At 63.3% G+C, this 19,754-nt stretch carries 20 protein-coding genes; 4 read left to right on the top strand and 16 right to left on the bottom strand.

The window, feature by feature from the left end; translation table 11 throughout:
• Positions 1-3: 3 nt before the first annotated feature.
• Together KU306_RS09625 and KU306_RS09620 are read left to right on the top strand one after the other, a co-directional pair.
• On the top strand, positions 4-1,329 hold the full coding sequence (locus tag KU306_RS09625) for a S8 family peptidase (RefSeq protein ID WP_258301813.1): 1,326 nt from the start codon (positions 4-6) through the stop codon (positions 1,327-1,329).
• Between the two features lie 108 nt (positions 1,330-1,437).
• Positions 1,438-2,490: a DUF7544 domain-containing protein gene (locus KU306_RS09620; protein WP_258301812.1), complete on the top strand. Its 1,053-nt coding sequence runs from the start codon at positions 1,438-1,440 to the stop codon at positions 2,488-2,490.
• 24 nt (positions 2,491-2,514) lie between these two features.
• On the opposite strand, the gene KU306_RS09615 is transcribed toward KU306_RS09620, so the two are convergent.
• Positions 2,515-3,822, bottom strand: a complete 1,308-nt coding sequence (locus tag KU306_RS09615) for an MFS transporter (RefSeq protein ID WP_258301811.1) — start codon at positions 3,820-3,822, stop codon at positions 2,515-2,517.
• Positions 3,823-4,123: 301 nt separating this feature from the next.
• Between KU306_RS09615 and KU306_RS09610 the strand changes: the two genes are divergently transcribed.
• Positions 4,124-4,348 (top strand): DUF7543 family protein, encoded by a 225-nt coding sequence (locus KU306_RS09610; protein ID WP_007539066.1) that lies wholly within the window; start codon positions 4,124-4,126, stop codon positions 4,346-4,348.
• 28 nt (positions 4,349-4,376) lie between these two features.
• Here KU306_RS09610 and KU306_RS09605 read toward each other — a convergent pair whose 3' ends face one another.
• Positions 4,377-5,159 (bottom strand): CBS domain-containing protein, encoded by a 783-nt coding sequence (locus tag KU306_RS09605; protein WP_007539065.1) that lies wholly within the window; start codon positions 5,157-5,159, stop codon positions 4,377-4,379.
• A gap of 41 nt (positions 5,160-5,200) precedes the next feature.
• A complete protein-coding gene (locus KU306_RS09600) occupies positions 5,201-6,658 on the bottom strand; it encodes a DHH family phosphoesterase (protein WP_007539063.1) in 1,458 nt (485 codons plus the stop codon).
• Between the two features lie 90 nt (positions 6,659-6,748).
• Between KU306_RS09600 and KU306_RS09595 the strand changes: the two genes are divergently transcribed.
• Positions 6,749-7,132: a DUF7522 family protein gene (locus tag KU306_RS09595; RefSeq protein ID WP_007539061.1), complete on the top strand. Its 384-nt coding sequence runs from the start codon at positions 6,749-6,751 to the stop codon at positions 7,130-7,132.
• A gap of 39 nt (positions 7,133-7,171) precedes the next feature.
• Here KU306_RS09595 and KU306_RS09590 read toward each other — a convergent pair whose 3' ends face one another.
• The 13 genes from KU306_RS09590 to KU306_RS09530 all read right to left on the bottom strand — a co-directional run bounded on the left by KU306_RS09590 (position 7,172) and on the right by KU306_RS09530 (position 19,619).
• Positions 7,172-8,692: an NADH-quinone oxidoreductase subunit N gene (locus KU306_RS09590; RefSeq protein WP_258301810.1), complete on the bottom strand. Its 1,521-nt coding sequence runs from the start codon at positions 8,690-8,692 to the stop codon at positions 7,172-7,174.
• Entirely contained in the window at positions 8,692-10,221 is a 1,530-nt protein-coding gene (locus KU306_RS09585) for a complex I subunit 4 family protein (RefSeq protein WP_007539056.1), read from the bottom strand. The genes KU306_RS09590 and KU306_RS09585 overlap by 1 nt, the downstream gene beginning before the upstream one ends.
• Entirely contained in the window at positions 10,218-12,239 is a 2,022-nt protein-coding gene (gene nuoL, locus KU306_RS09580) for an NADH-quinone oxidoreductase subunit L (RefSeq protein ID WP_074791934.1), read from the bottom strand. Before nuoL ends, KU306_RS09585 begins: the two co-directional genes overlap by 4 nt.
• Before the next feature lie 4 nt (positions 12,240-12,243).
• Positions 12,244-12,546 carry an NADH-quinone oxidoreductase subunit NuoK gene (nuoK, locus tag KU306_RS09575; RefSeq protein WP_007539052.1) on the bottom strand — a complete coding sequence of 101 codons (303 nt, stop codon included), beginning with the start codon at positions 12,544-12,546 and terminating at the stop codon, positions 12,244-12,246.
• Positions 12,546-12,911, bottom strand: coding sequence for an NADH-quinone oxidoreductase subunit J family protein (locus KU306_RS09570; protein ID WP_007539050.1), 366 nt, complete (start codon positions 12,909-12,911; stop codon positions 12,546-12,548). Before KU306_RS09570 ends, nuoK begins: the two co-directional genes overlap by 1 nt.
• On the bottom strand, positions 12,908-13,168 hold the full coding sequence (locus KU306_RS09565) for an NADH-quinone oxidoreductase subunit J (protein ID WP_007539048.1): 261 nt from the start codon (positions 13,166-13,168) through the stop codon (positions 12,908-12,910). Before KU306_RS09565 ends, KU306_RS09570 begins: the two co-directional genes overlap by 4 nt.
• 105 nt (positions 13,169-13,273) lie before the next feature.
• On the bottom strand, positions 13,274-13,735 hold the full coding sequence (locus KU306_RS09560) for a NuoI/complex I 23 kDa subunit family protein (protein WP_008323562.1): 462 nt from the start codon (positions 13,733-13,735) through the stop codon (positions 13,274-13,276).
• Entirely contained in the window at positions 13,732-14,787 is a 1,056-nt protein-coding gene (locus KU306_RS09555) for a complex I subunit 1/NuoH family protein (protein ID WP_007539045.1), read from the bottom strand. Before KU306_RS09555 ends, KU306_RS09560 begins: the two co-directional genes overlap by 4 nt.
• Positions 14,787-16,454: an NADH-quinone oxidoreductase subunit D gene (locus KU306_RS09550; RefSeq protein ID WP_258301809.1), complete on the bottom strand. Its 1,668-nt coding sequence runs from the start codon at positions 16,452-16,454 to the stop codon at positions 14,787-14,789. The genes KU306_RS09555 and KU306_RS09550 overlap by 1 nt, the downstream gene beginning before the upstream one ends.
• Complete coding sequence (locus KU306_RS09545; RefSeq protein WP_007539041.1) at positions 16,451-17,152, bottom strand: NADH-quinone oxidoreductase subunit B; 702 nt, start codon at positions 17,150-17,152, stop codon at positions 16,451-16,453. Before KU306_RS09545 ends, KU306_RS09550 begins: the two co-directional genes overlap by 4 nt.
• Positions 17,149-17,565, bottom strand: a complete 417-nt coding sequence (locus KU306_RS09540) for an NADH-quinone oxidoreductase subunit A (protein ID WP_007539039.1) — start codon at positions 17,563-17,565, stop codon at positions 17,149-17,151. Before KU306_RS09540 ends, KU306_RS09545 begins: the two co-directional genes overlap by 4 nt.
• Before the next feature lie 254 nt (positions 17,566-17,819).
• Positions 17,820-18,431, bottom strand: coding sequence for a 5-(carboxyamino)imidazole ribonucleotide mutase (gene purE / locus KU306_RS09535; protein ID WP_258301808.1), 612 nt, complete (start codon positions 18,429-18,431; stop codon positions 17,820-17,822).
• A gap of 45 nt (positions 18,432-18,476) precedes the next feature.
• Positions 18,477-19,619, bottom strand: coding sequence for a 5-(carboxyamino)imidazole ribonucleotide synthase (locus KU306_RS09530; RefSeq protein WP_258301807.1), 1,143 nt, complete (start codon positions 19,617-19,619; stop codon positions 18,477-18,479).
• Positions 19,620-19,754 lie beyond the last annotated feature (135 nt).

The raw sequence follows: 19,754 nt of genomic DNA, 5'->3' as shown, positions 1-19,754 counted from the left end.
GGTATGCCGCAACAACACAGACGGAGCTTCCTGAAAGCAAGTGGTGCACTGCTCGGTGGTCTCTTCGCGGGGTCGACCGTCGTCGCCGCCGAACGAACCGACCGATACGTCGTCAAGACGAAACACGCGGCAAAATTAGAACGACGCGGGCTCGACGTCGTCTACGACCTCACAGCCGCCGGTCTTGCGGTCGTCGAGGGGACCGAATCTGACGTTTCTGCCACCAGTTCGTCGTATGCACCGGACATCGAGGTCACGCTACAGGAACCGTCGGTAAACGAGGCAGCACCGACGGAAGCGACCGACGAACCGGGGTATCAAGCCCAGTGGGACAAACAGGACCTCTCGATTCCCGACGCGCACAGCATCACTCGCGGCGAGGGAACACGCGTGGCCGTCATCGACTCCGGCGTCGCCGCCGACCACCCCGACCTCGAACACGCCGTCAACGAGGACCTCTCGCGGAATTTCACCGGCGACGGGTTCGGCGCGGGCGTCCCTGCCGGCGGCAGCCACGGAACGCACTGTGCGGGTATCATCGCCGCGAACGACGCCAACGACGAGGGCGTCGTCGGGTCCGCACCGGGGACGGAACTCGTCGATTGCCGCGTCTTCTCTCCCGTCGGGGGAGCGTCCTTCGCCGACATCCTCGCGGCCATCGTCTACAGCGTCGAAATCGGCTGCGACGTCGCGAACTTGAGCCTCGGTGCCTATCCGGTCCCGAGACAGGGTGAAGGCGACTTCTACGGGAAAGTACTGAACAGCACGCTGACGTACGCGAACAAGGAAGGGACCGTCCTCGCAATCGCAGCAGGCAACGACTCGGCCGACCTCCAGCACGACAAGAACTTCATCAGCCTCCCGAACGAGGGCGCACAGGCGTTCAGCGTCGCGGCGACTGGCCCGAAAGGGTTCATGTTCGACGCCGGCGACGACGCCCAAGGTCCCGCGAGTCCGGCGTTCTACACCAACTACGGGACGAACGCCATCGACATCGCCGCGCCGGGCGGCGACGCACTGCTCGACGCACAGGAGACCCACCCCGACACGTGGGTCTTCGACCTCGTCTACAACACGATTTCGACGCCGGAGTTCGACGACAACGGCGACTACGTGGGGGCGGCACACGAGTACGGCTGGAAGGCTGGCACGTCGATGGCGGCTCCGCAGGTCGCCGGCGCTGTCGCGCTCGTGAAGTCCGTCAAGCCCGGCCTCAACGCCAATCAGGTCAAATCACTGTTGAAGCGGACTGCGAGCGTTCCGGATGGATACGGCAAAGAGTACTACGGGGCTGGCTACCTCGACGTGCTCGCCGCACTGGAGTCCTGACAGGACTTCTTCCAGACGTCCTCTGACTCGGTACTCGTTGGCCCGACCCCCATGCTAACATCTCGCCTCTCGAACACCTTTATCAGGTGAGACGGGGAACTGTAGGCTATGAGTTGGAAAGCAATCGACGCCCTCGACGACGCCCGTGACGCCACGGCGTCGCTCCTCCTCCCGTTCGACGCGGGTCGATGGGCGCGCCTCGCGATTATCGCCCTCTTCGTCGGAAGCATCGGAGGCGGTGGCACGTCCTTCAGTAACACCGGAAACACAGGCGTGACTGCACCCGGAGACACCGGCACACCGCCGAGTGACCTCCCGGTAGATGGACTCCCCGGATTCGCGACGCCCGAGAATCTCGCGCTCCTCGCCGGTGGAATCGTCGTTGCCGGTATCGTCCTCCTCCTCGTGTGGTCGTTCGCCAGTGCGGTGATGCAGTTCGTCTTCGTCGACGGCGTCGTCTCGAAAGACGTTCGCATCCGCACGCCGTTCCGCGAGCGTCTCAGACTCGGTGCCAGACTGTTCGCCTTCCAAGTCGGCATCCTCCTCGCCGTCGTACTGGTAATCGGTCTCCCGATTCTGGCCGTGGTTCTCGGCGGTATCGCCGTCTCTGGCCTCATGTTCCTGCTCGCTATTCCACTTGTCTTCCTCGCCATACTGCTGTTCCTCGTCGCTGGACTCATCCAGCAGTTGACGACCGACTTCGTCGTCCCGACGATGATTGCCGAAGACAAGCACGTGCTCTCCTCGTGGCGGCGAGTCGCGCCGCTGTTCCGCGCCGAACTCTCCGAGTTCGGCCTGTACGTTCTCATCCGGTTCGTCCTCGGTATCCTCGCGAGCATCGGTGTCGGTATCGCCACCGCACTCGTGTTGCTCGTCGTCGCGATTCCCTTCGCCATCGTCGGTGGGGCACTGTTCCTCGCGCTCAACGCCGCCGGATTCGGCTTCTTCGCGCCCGTCTCGCTCGGCGTGTTCGGCGTGCTCGGCGTCCTGTTCGTCCTCACGGCAATTGCCGTCAGCGCGCTCGTTCAGATGCCCGTGGTGACGTTCTTCCGGTACTACTCGTTGTTCTTACTCGGAAGTGCCGACGAGGAACTCGACCTCGTCTCGCAGTTCCGCACCGACGACGATTCGTCCGCGCCCGAAGGCGCGACGCCCGCCTGAGAAAATCCGCTTCGTCCCCGTTTTTTACGCAGTCGTCGCCGCAATCACTCGCTTGTCCACCCGCGCGAGCAGTGCGAGAATCGGAAGCATCAGCAGTCCGCCGACGACGAACGGTGCCCAGAACGCGATTCCGGTGTAGAGGCCGCCCGCGAGGGCGGGGCCGAAGGTCCGAGCCAGACTGCCGGCGCTCTGTGTGAGACCGAAGGCCCCACCCTGCTCGTCGTCGTCCGCCGAGCGCGAGACCAGTGTGTTCAACGAGACGTTCGTGAGCGCGTTGCCGAACGAAAGCGGCGTCATGACGACGAGCAGTGCGACGACGCCTGCAGGGAGCGTGGGACCCACAGAGACGAGTGGGCCAACTGCCGGGAGAAACTGCCCCAACACCGGCGAAAACGGAACGGCCGCGAGCGTCAGGACCTGAATCGCAGTGCCGCCGACGGCCAGTCTGTACTCGCCGAATCGGTCGGTGAGTGGTCCGACGAGTCCGCCTTGGACGGCGGCGAGTACGAGTCCGACGTAGGTGAGGATAACCGCGTTCTCGGTCGCTCCGTAGGCGTACTGGTCGTTGGTGAGGAAGATAAACTGACTTTCGAGAGCCGAGAACGCGAACGACGCGAGGAAGAACGCTACGACGAGCGCTCCCAGCCCGGGCGTTCGAAGCGCAGACAGGAGTTGGTCGATTCGCGACTCGCGGGAGTCGGGCGCGTCGGTTCGCTCCGCTGGTGGCCGTGACTCCGGCAGGACGACGTACGCGAGGAGGAGGTTGGTTCCGGTGATGAGCGCCGCCGCAAAGCTCGGAAGCGAGAACTCTGAGACCGGCACGGCGGCCGGAAGCACGTCGCGGGCGAGTGCGACGACCGGTTCGCTGGCGAAGAAGCCGCCTAACGCCGGACCGAAGACGAATCCGAGACCGAACGCCGCGCCGAGAAGCCCGAGTCCCTTCGCGCGCTCCTCAGCACTGGTTATGTCCGCGATGTACGCCTGTGCGGTGGCGATATTCCCGCCCATCGCCCCGGCGAGCATGCGCGCCGCGAACAGGACGGCGAGCGACCCGGCGATGCCGAAGAGCGTCCACGCGATGACGCTCCCAGTGAGAGACAGCAACAGCACGGGTCGGCGACCGCGTGCATCCGAGAGTCGGCCGAGAAACGGTGCGGCGAGGAACTGCATCGCCGAGTAGGAGGCGATGAGGAGACTCCCGACGAACTCCGTCGCGCCGAACGAAAGCGCGTACAGCGGGATGACCGGAATCAGGATACCGAACCCGAGGAGGTCGACGAACACGATGAGAAAGACCACTCCGAGCGCTCGACGCGGGTTCTCGACTGTCATCGAAGGCACTGTTCGGCGGGGGAGCGATAATCACATCGGTCCTCGAATCTGGGGTGATAAGCAGTCATTAATTAAGATATAGAAAGTCGTCAGTTCGAGTATGTCCTTCGAGTGGGTGTCGTACTTCACGTGCCACGACTGCGGGCTCCAGAAACCGTCCCCAGAGGTCCCATACGACCATCTCGGATACGCAATCTGCCCCGCATGTGGTGCGGAGACGCGACCGACGACCGCCACCGCGACAACACCCTCGACGATGGTGGATGGGTAGGCACTTGCCTGCGGCGTCCGACGTGCCGGTATGAGCTGGACGGAGATTCGTCGAGACGACCGTATCGTCGAGTGGGAACGAAGCGACGGACACGCGACGATTCGACTCCGACACGGACCGAACGCGTGGCACGTCAGATTCGATAGACTCCATCAGGCACCGGACGGACGCGGCTACGAGAGCGAGCGCTTCGACGACGAAGCCGCCGCACGCGACGCTGTCGAGGCGTGGAAAAACGAGTACGACGTCGAGTAGCGCCCTCGCGTCTGCGACTTCTGCGTTCTTACTGAAGACGGCGCGTGCTCTCGACGAGTGGATGGCGAGCGTAATCGACGATATCGATGTCGTCGATAGACGAGAGACCCTCTTTCTCCGCGGTGCGCTGCATACCGAGTTCGATGGGGTCGTCGATGACGATGATGTACGCGTCCATCGTCTCGATGCCGGTGCGGTCCGCAGCGAGGACGCGGTGGTGCCCGTCTGCGAGAAGCAGCGTTCCCTTGTTGTCGATGACGACGAGCGGTTCCGCCAAGCCGCGTTCGAGTTCGTACTGTCGGCCCTCTAACTCGTCGGCGTACACGCGCGCCTGCGTCGGAATGAGGTCCGAGAGTGAGACGGTCCGGCGCTCTTGGTGGACGGTGATGCCGTGTATCTGTTCGAGGGTGCGCATCAGTTTCCCCACTTTCTCCGGCGTCGCGCGCTCGATTTGGCTCCGTATCACGTCGGTGTTCGAGATGATACCGACGAGGTTGCCGGTGTCGTCGACGACGGGAAGTTTCTGGATACCGGAGCGGAGAATCACACGCGCGGCGTCGGTGACGTCCATCTCTGGATGGGCGACGACCAAATCGGTCGCCATCACCGTGTCGATAGCCTCGCCCTCGTTCGAGAGGAGAATGTCACGGGCGGTCACGAAGCCTTCGACCTTTCGGCCGTCACAGACCGGAAATCCGTTGTGACCGTCGCTTTCAGCGATGCGACGGGCGACGTCCGCGACCGTATCGCTCGGGGAGACGGTTTGGACCTCGCGAGTCATGTACTCCTTGACGGTCGCTTTGGCACTCATCTCCCCGACGTAGGGCGACCGACCGGAAAAACGTGTGGGCACTACTCGTCGAGCGGGAATTCGAAGGCGACGTCCGAGTCGAGCGTCGGTGCGGCCGGTGCGTGTTCGAGCGTCTCGAAGATGCGCCCGGCGACGATGTCCGTGACGATGGTCGCCAACGACTCGCGAGAGTCGCCGCCGACGGCGTCGAGGATTCCGAGCGGAATCTGCGCCCCGGCCATGTCCGCGTGGCCGCCAGCGCTCCCGATAGACCCGAGTGCGTCGCGAAGTACCTCGCCGAGGTCGACTGCGGTGCCACGTGTTCGCCCAGAGACGTAGACAGTGCCGTCCATCAACCCGTAGACGATGGCGATATCGACGCCTTCCATTCCGAGCAGGTAGTCACACGCCTGTGCGATGGCGTCTCGGTCGCGAACGTCGCCGACGTTCGAGGTCAGTGCAGGACCGCGCTGGTCACGGTTCGAGATGGCACGCGCTAACGTCTCCATCGTCTCGGACGTCATACTCGGCGTCTCGACGCGCTGTAGCAGGTCGGTATTGACGTGCGGAACGAGCGAGGCGGCGGCCTCGAAGTCGGCCGTCGAGACTTCGCGGGTGAAATCGTTGGTGTCGACGCGGATGCCAAACAAGAGTGCGGTCGCGACGTGCTCGTCTGGGACGATTCCCAACCGGTCGAGATACTCCGCGAGGACGGTGCTCGTCGCGCCGACGCGTCGCCGGAGGTCCACGTACGCCGCTTCGACGGGCTCTCGTGGCGGGTGGTGGTCGATGACGATGTCGACGACGGTGTCCGGCGGCAGGCGGTCGTTGACGCCGGGACGTGAGTGGTCGACGAGCGCGATTCCGTCGTACTCGTCGAGGTTCGGCGTCTCGTCGAACTCGTGTAAGTCTAACTCGAGGAGATTGACCAGCGCTCGGTTCTCTTGGTGGCTGATGTCTCCGAAGTAACACGCCGTCGCCTCGACGTTCGCGCGTTTCGCAATCGCCTGCAGTGCCACCGCCGATGCGATGGCGTCGGGGTCGGGGTTGTCGTGCATCACCACCGCCAGCGGGCCGTCGAGGTTCCGGAGCACCCGCATGAGCCGGTAGATGCGTTCGCTCTGTGTCGTCCCGATGGCGTCGCCGATGCGGTCGAGAACCGCCTGACGGGGGTCGATAACTTCGTCTGCGAGGTCGACGAGTTCGTCCCGAATCGCGTTCGACGGCCCCCCGCCGAGATGGACGACGAGAACTGCGTCGGGAAAGTTGCCGCGGGCGGCAGCAGCAGCGTCGCGGTTGGTTACTGGGTCGTCACCAGCGACCACGACCACGTCGGCCGAATCGGGGAACGTCTCCCGGTCTGTTGGGTCACCAGAGAGTGCGTCGATACCCTCGGCACGGAGGTCCTCGGCGCGGCCCTTCTGGTCGGTGACGACTGTCACCGACCCAGGACGGTCGGTGAGCGTGCGCAGCAAGTCACCACCGAAGAGGCTGCACCCGAGAACCAGGCGACGGACCATACCTCCAGGGTCGGTCTCTGGCCGCAAAACCCTACCGTCATTCAGTTCGCCGATGATGTTATGGTGTGTGATGACATGACAAAATATAGGATGGAACTCGAATCGCATCTCGTCTCTGACTCCCGTTCGGAGTCACTCGTCAGGGCGTGTCGAACCACTGTCGGCGACGACCTCCGCAGTGTGACGTACTTTACTCCCGACCAGTACGAGCAGCTTTACCTCCGGTCGGACCTCGAAGCCGACGCCGACCTTGCAGGCTTCGTCGAGCACGAGACCGACGGCTTCCACGCGCGGACCGCCTACAAAGGCTCGGAACTCGGAAACTACCAATACACCGTTCGAGCGTTCGACGAGGGGTACATGACCCGCGTGACGGTCGCCGATTCCGGCGTCTTCGTTACGACGGACGGCCTGACACTCAGACGGTCCGAGGAGCTAGCGTCGGCACTCGCCGAGTTGTTGCAGTCCAAATAAAGAAAATCGCAGTCGAGTCTTTTCAGCCCGACAGCGCGCTCAGAAGAGCGCCGCTGCGACGGTCTGGGCCGTCTCGATGACGGGCTGGAACCCGGGCAGGAGCAGGACCGTCCCGACGGCGGCGAAGACGACTGCGCCGTAGAGACCGACCGGCTGGCTGCCGATTTCGAGCGACTTCGCGGGCTCTTCGATCCACATCGCCTTGACGACGCGGCTGTAGTAGAACAGCGACAGTGCGCTGTTCATCGCGCCGACGGCGGCGAGCCACCAGAAGCCGGACTCGATAGCCGAGTAGAACAGGGCGTACTTCGAGACGAAGCCGCCGAACGGCGGCAGCCCTGCGAGCGAGAACATGAAGACGGTCATCGCCGTCGCGGCGATTGGCGCCTTCGACGCGATGCCGTTGTAGTCCTCGAAGGTGCGGCCGATGCCCCACTTCTCGACCATGGCGATGAACAGGAACGCACCCGTGTTCATGAAGCCGTAGACGAGCAGGTGGGCCATACTCGCGCCGAGCACGTTCCCGTTCGCGGCACCACCGTCGACGGTGATGGCCGCGAGACCGATGAGTGCGTAGCCGGCGTGACCAATCGAGGAGTACGCGAGCATGCGCTTGACGTTCTGCTGCGTCGCTGCGGCGAAGTTACCGAGCGTCATCGTGACGACGGCGAGAATCGCAAAGAGCAGCGACCAGTCGATGCCGCCCGGACCGAGCGACGAGATGGTCCCGAGCGGGAACGCGACCGTGAAGACGCGGAAGGCGACGGCGAATCCGGCCGCCTTCGACGCCGACGAGAGGAACGCGCTGATTGGTGCAGGTGCACCCTCGTAGGCCTCCGGCGCCCAGAAGTGGAACGGGACGGAGGCGGTCTTGAACGCGAAGCCACCGGCAATCATCAGCACACCGAGGCCGAGGACGCCGACGAGTTCGTCAGCACCCGAGAGGCCCGCTGCGATGTCGGGCAGCACGAGCGACCCGGTGACGGCGTACACGAGGCTGATACCGAACGCGAACACCGCCGACGACAGCGCGCCGATGAGGAAGTACTTCAGACCCGCTTCGACGCTGCCGCGGTTCTTCTTGAGGAACGCGACGAGCGCGTACGACGGCAGCGATGCGAGTTCGAGACTGACGAAGACCGTCGCCAGCGAGTTCGACATCGCCATGAGCGTCATCCCCGTGGCGGCGAGGAGCACGAGCGAGTAGAACTCACCCTGATACTGCTCGTCGGCGAGGTAGTCGTACGAGGCGACAGAGACCATTGCCGCGACGCTGGTGAAGATGAGCGTGAAGAACAGGCTCATCCCGTCGACGATGAGAGCGTCACCGTACAGCGAGATTGCGCCACCAGTCGACTCCATGCCGGTCCCTGCCATGAGGAACCACGCGGCGACACCGCCAGCGGCGAGCGACCCGAGGGTCGCCGTCGAAGCGAGCAGGCCGTTGTTGGTCGTGTCGGGGTCGATGGTGTCGATGGTCAACAGGAGCAGCGCGGTCACCGCGAGGATAATCGCGGGGGCCGCTGCCGTCCAGACGGGAGCGGTTTGCAGTGGCGTCATTAGAACGCACCTCCCAGTTCGAGAATCGGATTAACTGCGTCCTGAATCATCGTGAAGAAGATGTCCGGAGAGACACCGAGGACGATGGTGAGGAGCAGAAGCACCGCAAGCGGCGCGACGTCGTGGAACGGCGCTTCGGTGATTTCGTAGTCACCATCGAACTCGAACGGTCCGAACAGGGTCCGCTGCATCGCGAACAGCAGGTAGCCCGCGACGATGACGATACCGAACATCGCCGCGCCCGTGAACAGCGGCATCGCCTCCATCACCGTGGACTCGAACGCGCCCTTGAAGATGAAGAACTCTGCCGCGAAGCCGGCCATGAGCGGGAGGCCCATGTAACCGAACGCGCCGGCGACGAAGATGCCCGCCGTGACGGGCATTCTGTCGGCCACACCGGACATGTCCGTCACCATGCGCGTGTGGGTCGTGTTGTAGATGACGCCGACGGCCATGAACATCAGACCGGAGATGAGGCCGTGGGCGACCATCTGGAAGGTCGCACCGCCGACACCGTAGGTGGTGTAGGCGATGAGACCGAGGATGACGTACCCCATCGACGAGACGGAGGAGTACGCGACGATGCGCTTGAGGTCCTGCTGGGCCAGCGCGAGGAGAGCGCCGTAGATGACGCTTGCGACGGCCAGCAGGGCAATAGGCAGCGCGAAGCTTCGCGCCGTCTCCGGCAGCATCGTGAAGTTGAACCGGAGCAGGGCGTATGTACCCATCTTCAGGAGGACCCCCGCCAGCATGACCGACACCGGCGTGGGTGCTTCGACGTGAGCGTCGGGCAGCCACGTGTGCAGCGGCGCGACGGGAACCTTCACCGCGAATCCGAAGAACATCGCGATGAAGGCGACCGACGCGAGCGCACCGGCCGAGAGACCGGCGAAGCCGCCGAGTTGACCGGCCTGCAGCGCCTGCGCGATTTCGGGCAGGCGCAGCGACGAGATGGAGTCACCGAGGCCGAACACGAGGGAGATGAACCCGATGAACATCACGAGCGACGCGATGTTCGTGTAGACGAAGAACTTGATAGCCGCGTATTTGCGGCGGGGACCGCCCCAGACACCGATGAGGAAGTACATCGGGACGAGCACGGCCTCCCAGAAGACGAACCAAACGAAGAAGTCGAGCGCCGTGAAGACGCCCAGCAGGTTCGCCTCCATGAAGAGCATCAGACCGAAGAACTGGGACTGACGCTCCGTGATGGGAGTCCACGCGCTGACGATAGCGAGCGTGGTGAGGATGGTGGTCAGGACGATAAGCGGCATGCTGATGCCGTCGACGCCGACCAACCAGTGAAGGTCGTACTGGCCGAGTTGCAGCCAGACGATGTCTGTCTCGAACGCGGCAGACCCGCCGAGAAGGGCGTTCCCGCTCGCGTCGTACTGTTGCCACATGTAGAGGCTCCCGAGAACGGGAACCAGACTCAGCGCGAAGGCCGCCTTGCCGGCGTACCGGTCCGGCACGACGAACGTGACCAGCGCGGCGAGGAACGTGACTGCGATGAGCGCTTCAATTATCATGCGAACCAACCTCCGATCAGACCGAGACCAAGGAGCAGCGCCGTCAGGCCGAGCGTGAGCAGTGCGGCGTAATTACTCACGACACCGGTCTGGATGCGCTTCATGCGGCTGCCAGCGAACAGGCTCACACTGGAGATGCCGTTGACGACACCGTCGACGATACCCTGGTCGAACTTGTCGAGGACGCGCGAGATAGGCTGGACGACGCTCGTTGCGATCCAGACCTGGTACTCGTCCTGGTAGTAGTTGTTGTACAGTACGGTCTTGATGCTCCCGAGCTTCTCCGTGTGTTCGACGGGTTCGGGGACGTTGTACAGGACGTACGCGAGCGCGGCACCAGCGAGTGCGAGGCCGAGCGAGACGCCCGCACCGATTGCGACCGTCGTCGCCTCGCCGCCGATGTAACTCGAACTGTACGGGAGGATTTCGGCGTAGTGGTGCGCGTTCAGCGAGCTGAAGCTCCCGTCGAGGAACTGGTGCAGGAAGTCGATTCCCTTGATGCCGAGGAGTTTCTCGACGGGAACCATGTTGACGAACCCTGCCGTCGCGGCGAGCACGCCGAGAACGGCGAGCGGAGCCTTGACGTTCCAGCGAACGCCGTGGGGGTTCCGTGCCGTCTCGGTCCGTGGCTCACCGTGGAAGGTGAGGAACACCATGCGGAAGGTGTAGAAACCGGTGAAGAAGACGGCGAGGAGGCCCATCGCGTAGGCGGCGAGCAGAATCGGACTGCCGCCGAGACCGTGGATAAGCGTCTCGTACAGGACTTCGTCTTTGGACCAGAAACCTGCGAAGGGAACGATACCCGCGAGTGCGAGCGACCCGGAGAGGAACGCGTAGTACGTCACGGGCATCTTGTCCTTGAGGCCACCCATGTCCCACATGTTTTCGTTGTGGTGCATGGCGATGATGACCGAACCGGCGCCGAGGAAGAGCAGCGCCTTGAAGAAGGCGTGCGTCATGAGGTGGAACGTCGCCGCGACGTAGCCACCGGCACCGAGGCCGAGCATCATGTAGCCGTACTGGCTGATGGTCGAGTACGCGAGTACCTGCTTGATTTCCTTTTTGACGACACCCATCGTCGCCGCGAAGAGAGCGGTGAAGCCACCGATGAGGGCGATGATGGCGAGCGTCGTCGGCGTCAGCGCGTAGAAGCCGTACATCCGGGCGACGAGATAGACACCGGCCGCGACCATCGTCGCTGCGTGGATGAGTGCGGAGACCGGGGTCGGACCTTCCATCGCGTCCGGAAGCCACGTGTGCAGGGGGAACTGCGCGGACTTGCCGACGACGCCCCCGAGAACGAGGAGGCCGACGACGGTGAACCACGCCTCTTCACCCATGCCGAGGAACGTGTTGACCGAGTGTTCGCCGTGGAGCGCTTCCTCGGCGAGCACCGGGAAGGCGTCGGGGCCGGCGAAGGCCGCAGAGCCGAACGTCGCAAAGACTGCGACGACGCCGATGAGGAAGAAGTAGTCACCGAAGCGGGTGACGAGGAATGCCTTCTTCGCTGCACTCGGCGGGCCGTCCTGACGGAACCAGAAGCCGATGAGCAGGTAGGAACACAGTCCCACAAGCTCGAAGAACATGAACGCCATGAGCAGGTTGTCGGAGACGACGAACCCGAGCATGGAGGCGCTGAACAGGCCGAGTGCGGCGTAGTACCGCGGGAGGCCCGTCTCGCCTTCGTCGTTCATGTAGCCGAGGCTGAAGACGTGGACGAGGAACGCGATGAGCGTCACGATGACCAGCATCATCGCCGACAGCGGGTCGATGAGCAGACCGAACGTCAGGTCGACTGCGTCGAGACCCTCCGCCCACGTGTAAATCGTTTGGTTGTACGTCTGTCCACCACTGACGGCGAAGAACGTCGCCACGGCGAGGGCGAACGAGCCTGCCGTCGCGCCGATACCCGCCAGCGCGCCTCCCTTCGGCATGTACCGCCCCGCTCCGAGTGCGATCAGGAACGAGAGGAACGGGAGGAGGACGATGGCCGGAGCGAATTCGAGTATGCCTGCCATAGAGTTACCACCTCATCGTGGTCGCCTTCGTGACGTCCACGCCGTCGAAGTTGCGGTACAGTACGAGGATGATACCGATACCGACCGCGACTTCGGCGGCGGCGAGCGCCATCGTGAAGAGACCGAACGTCTGTCCCGTCACGTTACCCCAGTAGTAGGAGAACGCGACGAGGTTGATGTTCGCGGCGTTCAGCATCAGTTCGACCGACATCAGGAACAACAGCGCGTTCTTCCGGGTGAGAAGGCCGAAGATACCGATGCAGAACACGGCTGCCGACAGGACGAGGTAATACTGTCCGGGTACCATTATCGGTCACCCTCCTCGTCGTCGAACAACGTGCGCTTGAGTTCGCGACCGCCGTCGGTCAGAATCGTCCGCATCGAGCCACCCTCGTCGCGGCGAGCGAGGAGGACGGCACCGACGAGTGCGCCGACGAGCACGAGGTCGATGATTTCGAACGCGACCAGCATGCTCTCGCCTTCGACGCTGCCGAACCCGAGGTTGAACATCGTATAGCCGATGCTCGCGGTCAGGTTGGCACCATCTGCGAAGCCCTGTGGGTTCGGGAACGACGCGCCGAGGAACACTGCCGCCATCACGGCGAACAGTCCGACGGCCGCCAGACCGGGTACGAGGTGTGAACCGAGCTTCAACTGCGGTTTCGTGGTCATGTGCTACTCACCTCCGGGTCGATACGCGTCAGCATCACGGCGAACGTGATGAGAATCAGTACCCCGCCGACGTAGACGAGGATCTGCATGGCGGCGAGGAACTCCGCCTGCAACATCACGTAGTGCACCGCGACGCTCAAGAGCGCGCCCCCGAGCAGGAGTGCGGAATGCCAGATGTCCCGCACGAGGACGACGCCCAGGCTGCAGCCCACGGTGATGAGGGCGAACAGCGCGAACGCGATGGTTTCATAAACCATTGTGTGTGTCTCCTTGAGATATCCCTTTGAACATTTCGAGAACGTCCTCAGCACCCCACAGCGGGTTGCAACGGACGAACCTCGGACGATTCGTTCCGGGTCATGTTACTGATAGTCGACCTCTCTCTCGCCCTCGCCGACCCACGCGTTGCGGTCGGGGTTGCGGGAGTTGAGCGGGTCGATATCCTTGTACCACGGGACGTTCTTGAGCTGTTCTTTGTTGTAGACGAAGTCGTTCTTGGTGTCGGCCGTGAACTCGAAGTTCTGCGTGAGCAGAATCGCGTCGACGGGACAGACCTCCTCACACAGCCGGCAGTAGATACACTGCCCGATGTGGAGGTTGTACTGCTCGCCGTTGCGCTTGTCGTCCTGAACGATCTGAATCGTGTCGTTCGGACAGACGTTCTCACACTGGCGACACCAGATACAACGCTCTTGGCTGAACTTGTGGACACCGCGGAAGCGCGGGCTCACTTCGGGCGCTTGTTCGGGGTACTCGACCGTGAACGTCTGCCCGTCGAGCGCGTGCTTCAGCGTCACTGCCATGCCCTTCAGGATTCCAATCATGCAATCACCCCCACGATGATGGCCGTGAGAACCAGGTTAGCGAAGGACAGCACGAGCATGCCCTTCCAACCAACTTCGAGGAACTGGTCGACGCGAAGGCGCGGCACTGCGGACCGTGCCCACTGGGTGAACAGGAAGAACGCCCAGATTTTGATGACGAACCAGACGAACCCGGGCAGGAACGGACCTGCGGGGCCGCCGAGGAACAGCGTCGCCGCGATAGCGCCGCCGAGGAAGATGTGGATGAACTCGCCGAGGTAGATGAGCACGAAGTAAATCGAGGAGTACTCAGTCTGGTACCCGGCGACAATCTCGGTCGGTGCTTCGGGGATGTCGAACGGGTTCCGTCCGACTTCTGCGAGGTTCGCGATGATGAACAGGACGAACGCGAACGGGTTCACGAACGCGAACCACGTCGGAATCGAGACGCCGGCGATGGTCAAAAGCGGCTCTGCCTGCACGGCGACGATTTCGCTCATGCGCAGCGACCCGGTGAAGATGACCACCGACGCCGCGGTGATGACGAGCGGAATCTCGTAGGCGATGTTGGCCGCCACGGCGCGCAGCGCACCGATGAGCGAGAACTTGTTGTTCGACGCGTAGCCGGACATCACGAGGCCGAGCGACGCAATCGATGCCGCCGCGAACGCGAACGCGAGGCCGGTTTCGGGGTCGGCGAGTTGGATGCCGCTTCCCATCGGGATGACGGCGAAGCCAAGCAGCGCAGAGAAGGGAATCACCATCGGGGCGAGGTCCCATGCGGGACGGTCGACGCCCTCGGGGACGATGAGTTCCTTCGACATCAGGCGAACGGCGTCCGGGATGATGACGAGCAGCCCGAACGGCCCGATGCGGTTGACTGCGATGCGGTCACCGAACGCGGCGGTGATTTTCCGCTTTGCCCACGGGCCGGCGATAGCCGTCGTGATGAGCATGATGTTGGCGATGATGAACGCGCCAACGAGGCCACCGACGACGTCACCGAGGATTCCTTCGAGACCCAAGAGGCCGCTGATGGTGTCCGGAAGCGTCGTCTGCAGTGTCGCACTCATTAGCGGTCCACCTCACCGAGAACGATGTCGAGGCTCCCGAGCGACGCAATCATGTCGGGGATGTACTCGCCTTCGGACATCTCGGGGAGCGTCTGCAGGTTCGAGAAGCACGGGCTCCGAATCTTGAAGCGTCCCGGCTTGTCGGTGCCGTCGGCCCGGATGTAGATACCGAGTTCACCCTTCGCACCTTCGACGGCGCGGTAGATTTCGGTGTCTTCCTCGGGCTTGAGCGTGCGCGGCACGTTCGCCTGGATGTTCCGTTCGTCTTCGGGCCAGTCTTCGAGCAGGTCGACACACTGCTGGATAATCTTGGCCGACTCCTCGACTTCGCGCATACGCACGAGCAGACGCGAGAAGTTGTCGCACCCGTCTTCGACGACGACGTCCCAGTCGAGTTCGTCGTAGTACCCGTAGGAGTCGTCGCGGCGAAGGTCGTAGTCGATGCCGGAGCCACGAGCGACCGGTCCGGTCGCGCCGTAGCTCTTTGCAACCTCCGGCGGGAGCACACCAGTCCCGACGGTACGGGCCTGGAGAATCTCGTTCGAGGTAATCATGTCGTGGTACTCCTCGAGCGCCGTCGGCAGGTCGTCGAGGAAGTCACGAATCTTCTCGAAGAACTCCTCGCGCGGTTCGGGGAGGTCCCAGACGACGCCACCGAGCCGGAAGTAGTTGAACATCATGCGCTGACCGGTGAGGTCCTCCAGAATGTTCTGGACGATTTCGCGGTCCCGCATGGCGTACATGAAGATGGCGGTGAAGTCGCCGTAAACGTCGAGCGCGAACGTGCCGAGCGCAATCATGTGCGACGCGATGCGGCACAGTTCGGCGCTCATGGTGCGGATAATCTGTGCGTACTCCGGCACCTCGATGTCCGCGAGGTCCTCTGCGGTGCGGGCGTAGGCCCACTCGTTCAGGAGACCGGCCGAGATGTAGTCCCAGCGGTCGGGGTACGGCATAATCTGGTGCCGGTAGGTCCCCTGCTGACACATCTGCTCCTCACAGCGGTGGAGGTAGCCGATGTCGGGGTCGAGGTCGACGACCTGTTCCCCGTCGACGACGGTCTCGACGTGCAGCACGCCGTGGGTCGCCGGGTGGTGGGGGCCGATGTTGATGTACATCGTGTTACCCTCCTCACCGGAGTGGTCCTGTTCGAGCGGGTTCGCGTGTTCGCGAAGCGTCGCAATCTGTGGCCGGTCTTGGTCGTAGTCCAGCCCCAGCGGGTGTCCCTGCCACGTTTCGGGAAGCAGGATGCGACGGAGGTCCGGGTGACCCTCGTACTTGATGCCGACGAGGTCGTACGCCTCACGCTCGTGCCAGTCTGCCGTCCGGAAGACCGGTTCGGCGGTCTGGCTGACCGGGTCGTCTTTCGACGTGGGCACGACGACGCTGACTTCGTCGGTCCGGTCGTCGTACTTCGTGAGGTGGTAGATGGACTCGTAGCGGTCCTCGTACTCCTCGGCGGTGACACACGAGAGGTGGTCGAAGCCAGCCTCGTCGCGGAGTTTGAAGAGCGCGTCCTGCACCTGGTCAGGTCGGATGACGAGACCGGGTGCGTTGAGGTGCTCTTCGCGACCGATGACGAGGTCTCCGAGGAGTTCCGCCAGTTCGTCTCCACGGGTCTTACCGGCCTCGATTTCGGCGTCTGGTTGTTGTTCTTCCAGGCTCATGGTGAATCAGCCCAGTTGTATCGCATGACGAGGTCGTCCTCGTCGATCTGTTCGGCGAGTTTGTCGACGATCTCGTCGCGCGGGAGGTCGCCGAACTGCTCCAGTTCGTACGGTTTGACCGTGACGGGACTGGACTCGCCGTTCGCAATACGCTCTTGGAGCTTTGCGATGCCGTAGATGAGCGCCTCGGGGCGCGGCGGGCACCCGGGGATGTGGATGTCCACCGGGATGACCTCTTCTGCACCCTTGATGACGTTGTACCCCTCCTGGAACGGGCCACCGGAAATCGTACACGACCCCATGCCGACGACGAACTTCGGCTCCGGCATCTGGTCGTAGACCCGCTTCATACGGGGGGCGAACTTCGAGACAATCGTCCCCGGAACGATGATGACGTCCGCCTGTCTCGGTGACGCACGGGGCACACCTGCCGCGAAGCGGTCCAGGTCGTGCTTGATGGCGTACGTGTGCATCATCTCGATACTGCAGCACGCGATACCGAACTGCAGCATGAACATCGAAGACCCGCGAACCCAGTTCATGAACTTGTCAAACTTCGTGAGAATGAACGGCGACGAGCCGAACGCCTCCCGAAGCTTCGAGTTGAACCGGTCGTCCGCGCCAGCCATACGCGCGTCGCGGGTCTCGGTCAGTACCTGTGAATCGTCTGTGACGAAGGGTTTCTGTTCGCTACTCATGCGTCTTTCCTCTCTGTCTTACGGCGACTGGCCTGCGGGCTTTTGACCCACTTGACAGCCCCGTTGCGCCACGCCCACACGAGCCCGACGACGAGCACACCGATGAAAACGAGCATCGGCGTCAGAATCGTCGCCAGGGACGCGCCCTGTTCGAGGGCAGAGCGGTAAATGACTGTCCACGGGAAAATGAGGACAGTCTCGATGTCGAACACGACGAACAGCAACGCGACCATGTAGTACTGAATGTTAAACTGGACGCGTGCCGTGCCGGTCGGCACCTCACCACTCTCGTAGGTGGCACTCTTTCCTTGTTCCGGTACGCTCGGACGCAGCATCGCCGACATTGCCATCATTACCAATGGTAGGCCGACGGCGACGACGCCCATCGCACCGATTGCAATCCATTCACTCATGCCGTAGTCTCCCTGACGTGCGGCGGTTAGAAGCGCTCCCCTATAAACATTGATTTGTGTGTTTCGGGCGCGAGAAGCCTTCTATTTGGAAAATACGCCAGAGAAGCCCGCAACGGTGCGCCGGTGACGGTTTGGACCGAACGACCGGCCGACGCCCCGGAAAAAGCCCCTTTCAAATGCGGGAGCGCGCATATACGATTGCGACGCAGCCACACACATTCGGCGAAAAACAGCGCAATGCGACTGAACCCGGACTACACCGAGTCGCGGAAGCCCGAGACGCCGAGGTCGTGAAGTCGGGCCGACGTGTCCGCGACGTCCGCGACGAGTTCCTCGTGGTACTCGACGAGTCGGTCTTCGAGTTCGGCGTGGCCGCGCGCGAGCATCTGGACCGCCGAGAGCGCCGCGTTGAACGACTTACCCGCGTCGACGGCGACGATGGGCGCACCCGTCGGCATTCCGATGACGGAGTCTACCGACTTCTCCTGGACCGGCACCCCGACGACGGGCAGCGGATAGGCGATGGAGGCAGTCATGTTCGGCAGGTCTGCAGACTTCCCGCCCGCGCCGGCGATGATGACCTCGATACCGCGGTCGGCAGCCGTCTCGCCGTAGGCGTACATCAGGTCGGGCGTCCGGTGTGCGGAGACGACGTACGTCTCGTAGGTGAAGCGCTCGTCCGGTGCGTCGTGGTAGTCCGTCTGTTCACCGAACCCGAGCGTGTCGAGCGCCTCGTGGGCACCGAACATCACGTCGAGGTCCGAGTCCGAACCCATGATGATACCCACGTCGGGCGTCGTCTCGGGGTCGGTGTCTGCGGCGGCCTGTTCGTGCAGTTCGTCGATGAGGTCGTGTTCTGTCGTCATGGAACGAGGATGGTAGCGTGTGGTGTGCGAGTCGTCTTCGGCTCGTTACTCGAAGTGCAGTCCGTCGCGGAGTTCTCGCGCGAGAGAGAGAAGCACTTCGAGGTCGGTTTCGCCGACGGCCGTGAGGTGGCCCATCTTCCGCAGCGGGCGAACCTGTTCTTTGCCGTACCAGTGCAGCGAGACGCCGGATTCGGAAAGCAAGTCGTCGAGACCGCCGAGGCGGGCGACACGGGGTTCGTCTACGGTTCCGAGAACGTTCGCCATCACGGTCGGAGCGCGGCGGTCGGTCGCGCCCAGCGGCCACCCGAGGACGGCGCGGACGTGCTGTTCGAACTGCGACGAGAGCGCCCCCTCGATGGTCCAGTGGCCGGAGTTGTGCGGGCGCGGGGCGACTTCGTTCACCAACACCTCGCCTTCGCTCGTCTCGAACAGTTCGATGCCGAAGACGCCGCGACCGGGGAGATGCGAGAGTACTTCGCGCGCGACGCGGTCGGCCTCGTCGCGGACGTCGTCGGTCGTCCGTGCGGGGACGATAGTCTCCCGAAGAATCTCCGCTTCGTGGACGTTCTCGCCGACGGGGAAGGTCCGAATCTCGTCGTCGCCGCGGACGCCGATGACCGAGAGTTCGCGTTCGAAATCGACGAAGGCTTCTGCCATCGCCGGACCGCCGACTTCCTCGATTGCGGCCTCCGCGTCGTCGGGGTCGGTGACGGGGACGTTGCCGCGGCCGTCGTAGCCGCCGGTTCGCGCCTTCAGCATCACCGAACCGAACTCGTCGAGTGCGGCGCGAAGGTCCGCTGCGTCGTCGACGCGGTGGAACGGCGGAATCGGAATCCCCGCCTCGCCGAAGGTGTCTTTCTGAATCAGTTTGTCCTCGATAGTCCGGAGTGCGTCGGGAGACGGGTGGACATCGATTCCCTCCTCGGCGGCGAGTTCGTCGAGGAGGTCTGGGTCCGCGAGCTCGATTTCGAACGTCAGTACGTCGGCTCGCGCAGCGAGTTCCGCCATCGCGTCGGGGTCGTCGAACGCCCCGACGATTTGGTCGGCGACAGTCGATGCGGGACAGTTCGGCGTCGGGTCGAGAACCACGACGTCGACGCCGAGCGGCGAAGCGGCCTCGGCGAGCATACGCCCGAGTTGGCCGCCGCCGACGACGCCGAGTGTGGGTCCGGGTACGGAGACGGTCACAGTCGCGGATTCAGTATATTGGTGCATAAATGTTGCCACACTGTGCGGCAGAATGTGCATGTTCGTGCCTAAGGAGTGGAGTTTTCGAACCAGCTGTCGCTCGGAGGCATCTTCCACCCCACCGAAAAGTTCAGC

Source organism: Haloferax larsenii, assembly GCF_024730625.1.
In the GTDB taxonomy this organism is placed as follows: domain Archaea; phylum Halobacteriota; class Halobacteria; order Halobacteriales; family Haloferacaceae; genus Haloferax; species Haloferax larsenii.
Note: the sequence above shows the minus strand (reverse complement) of the source record. Positions and strands in the feature narration are given on the sequence as shown.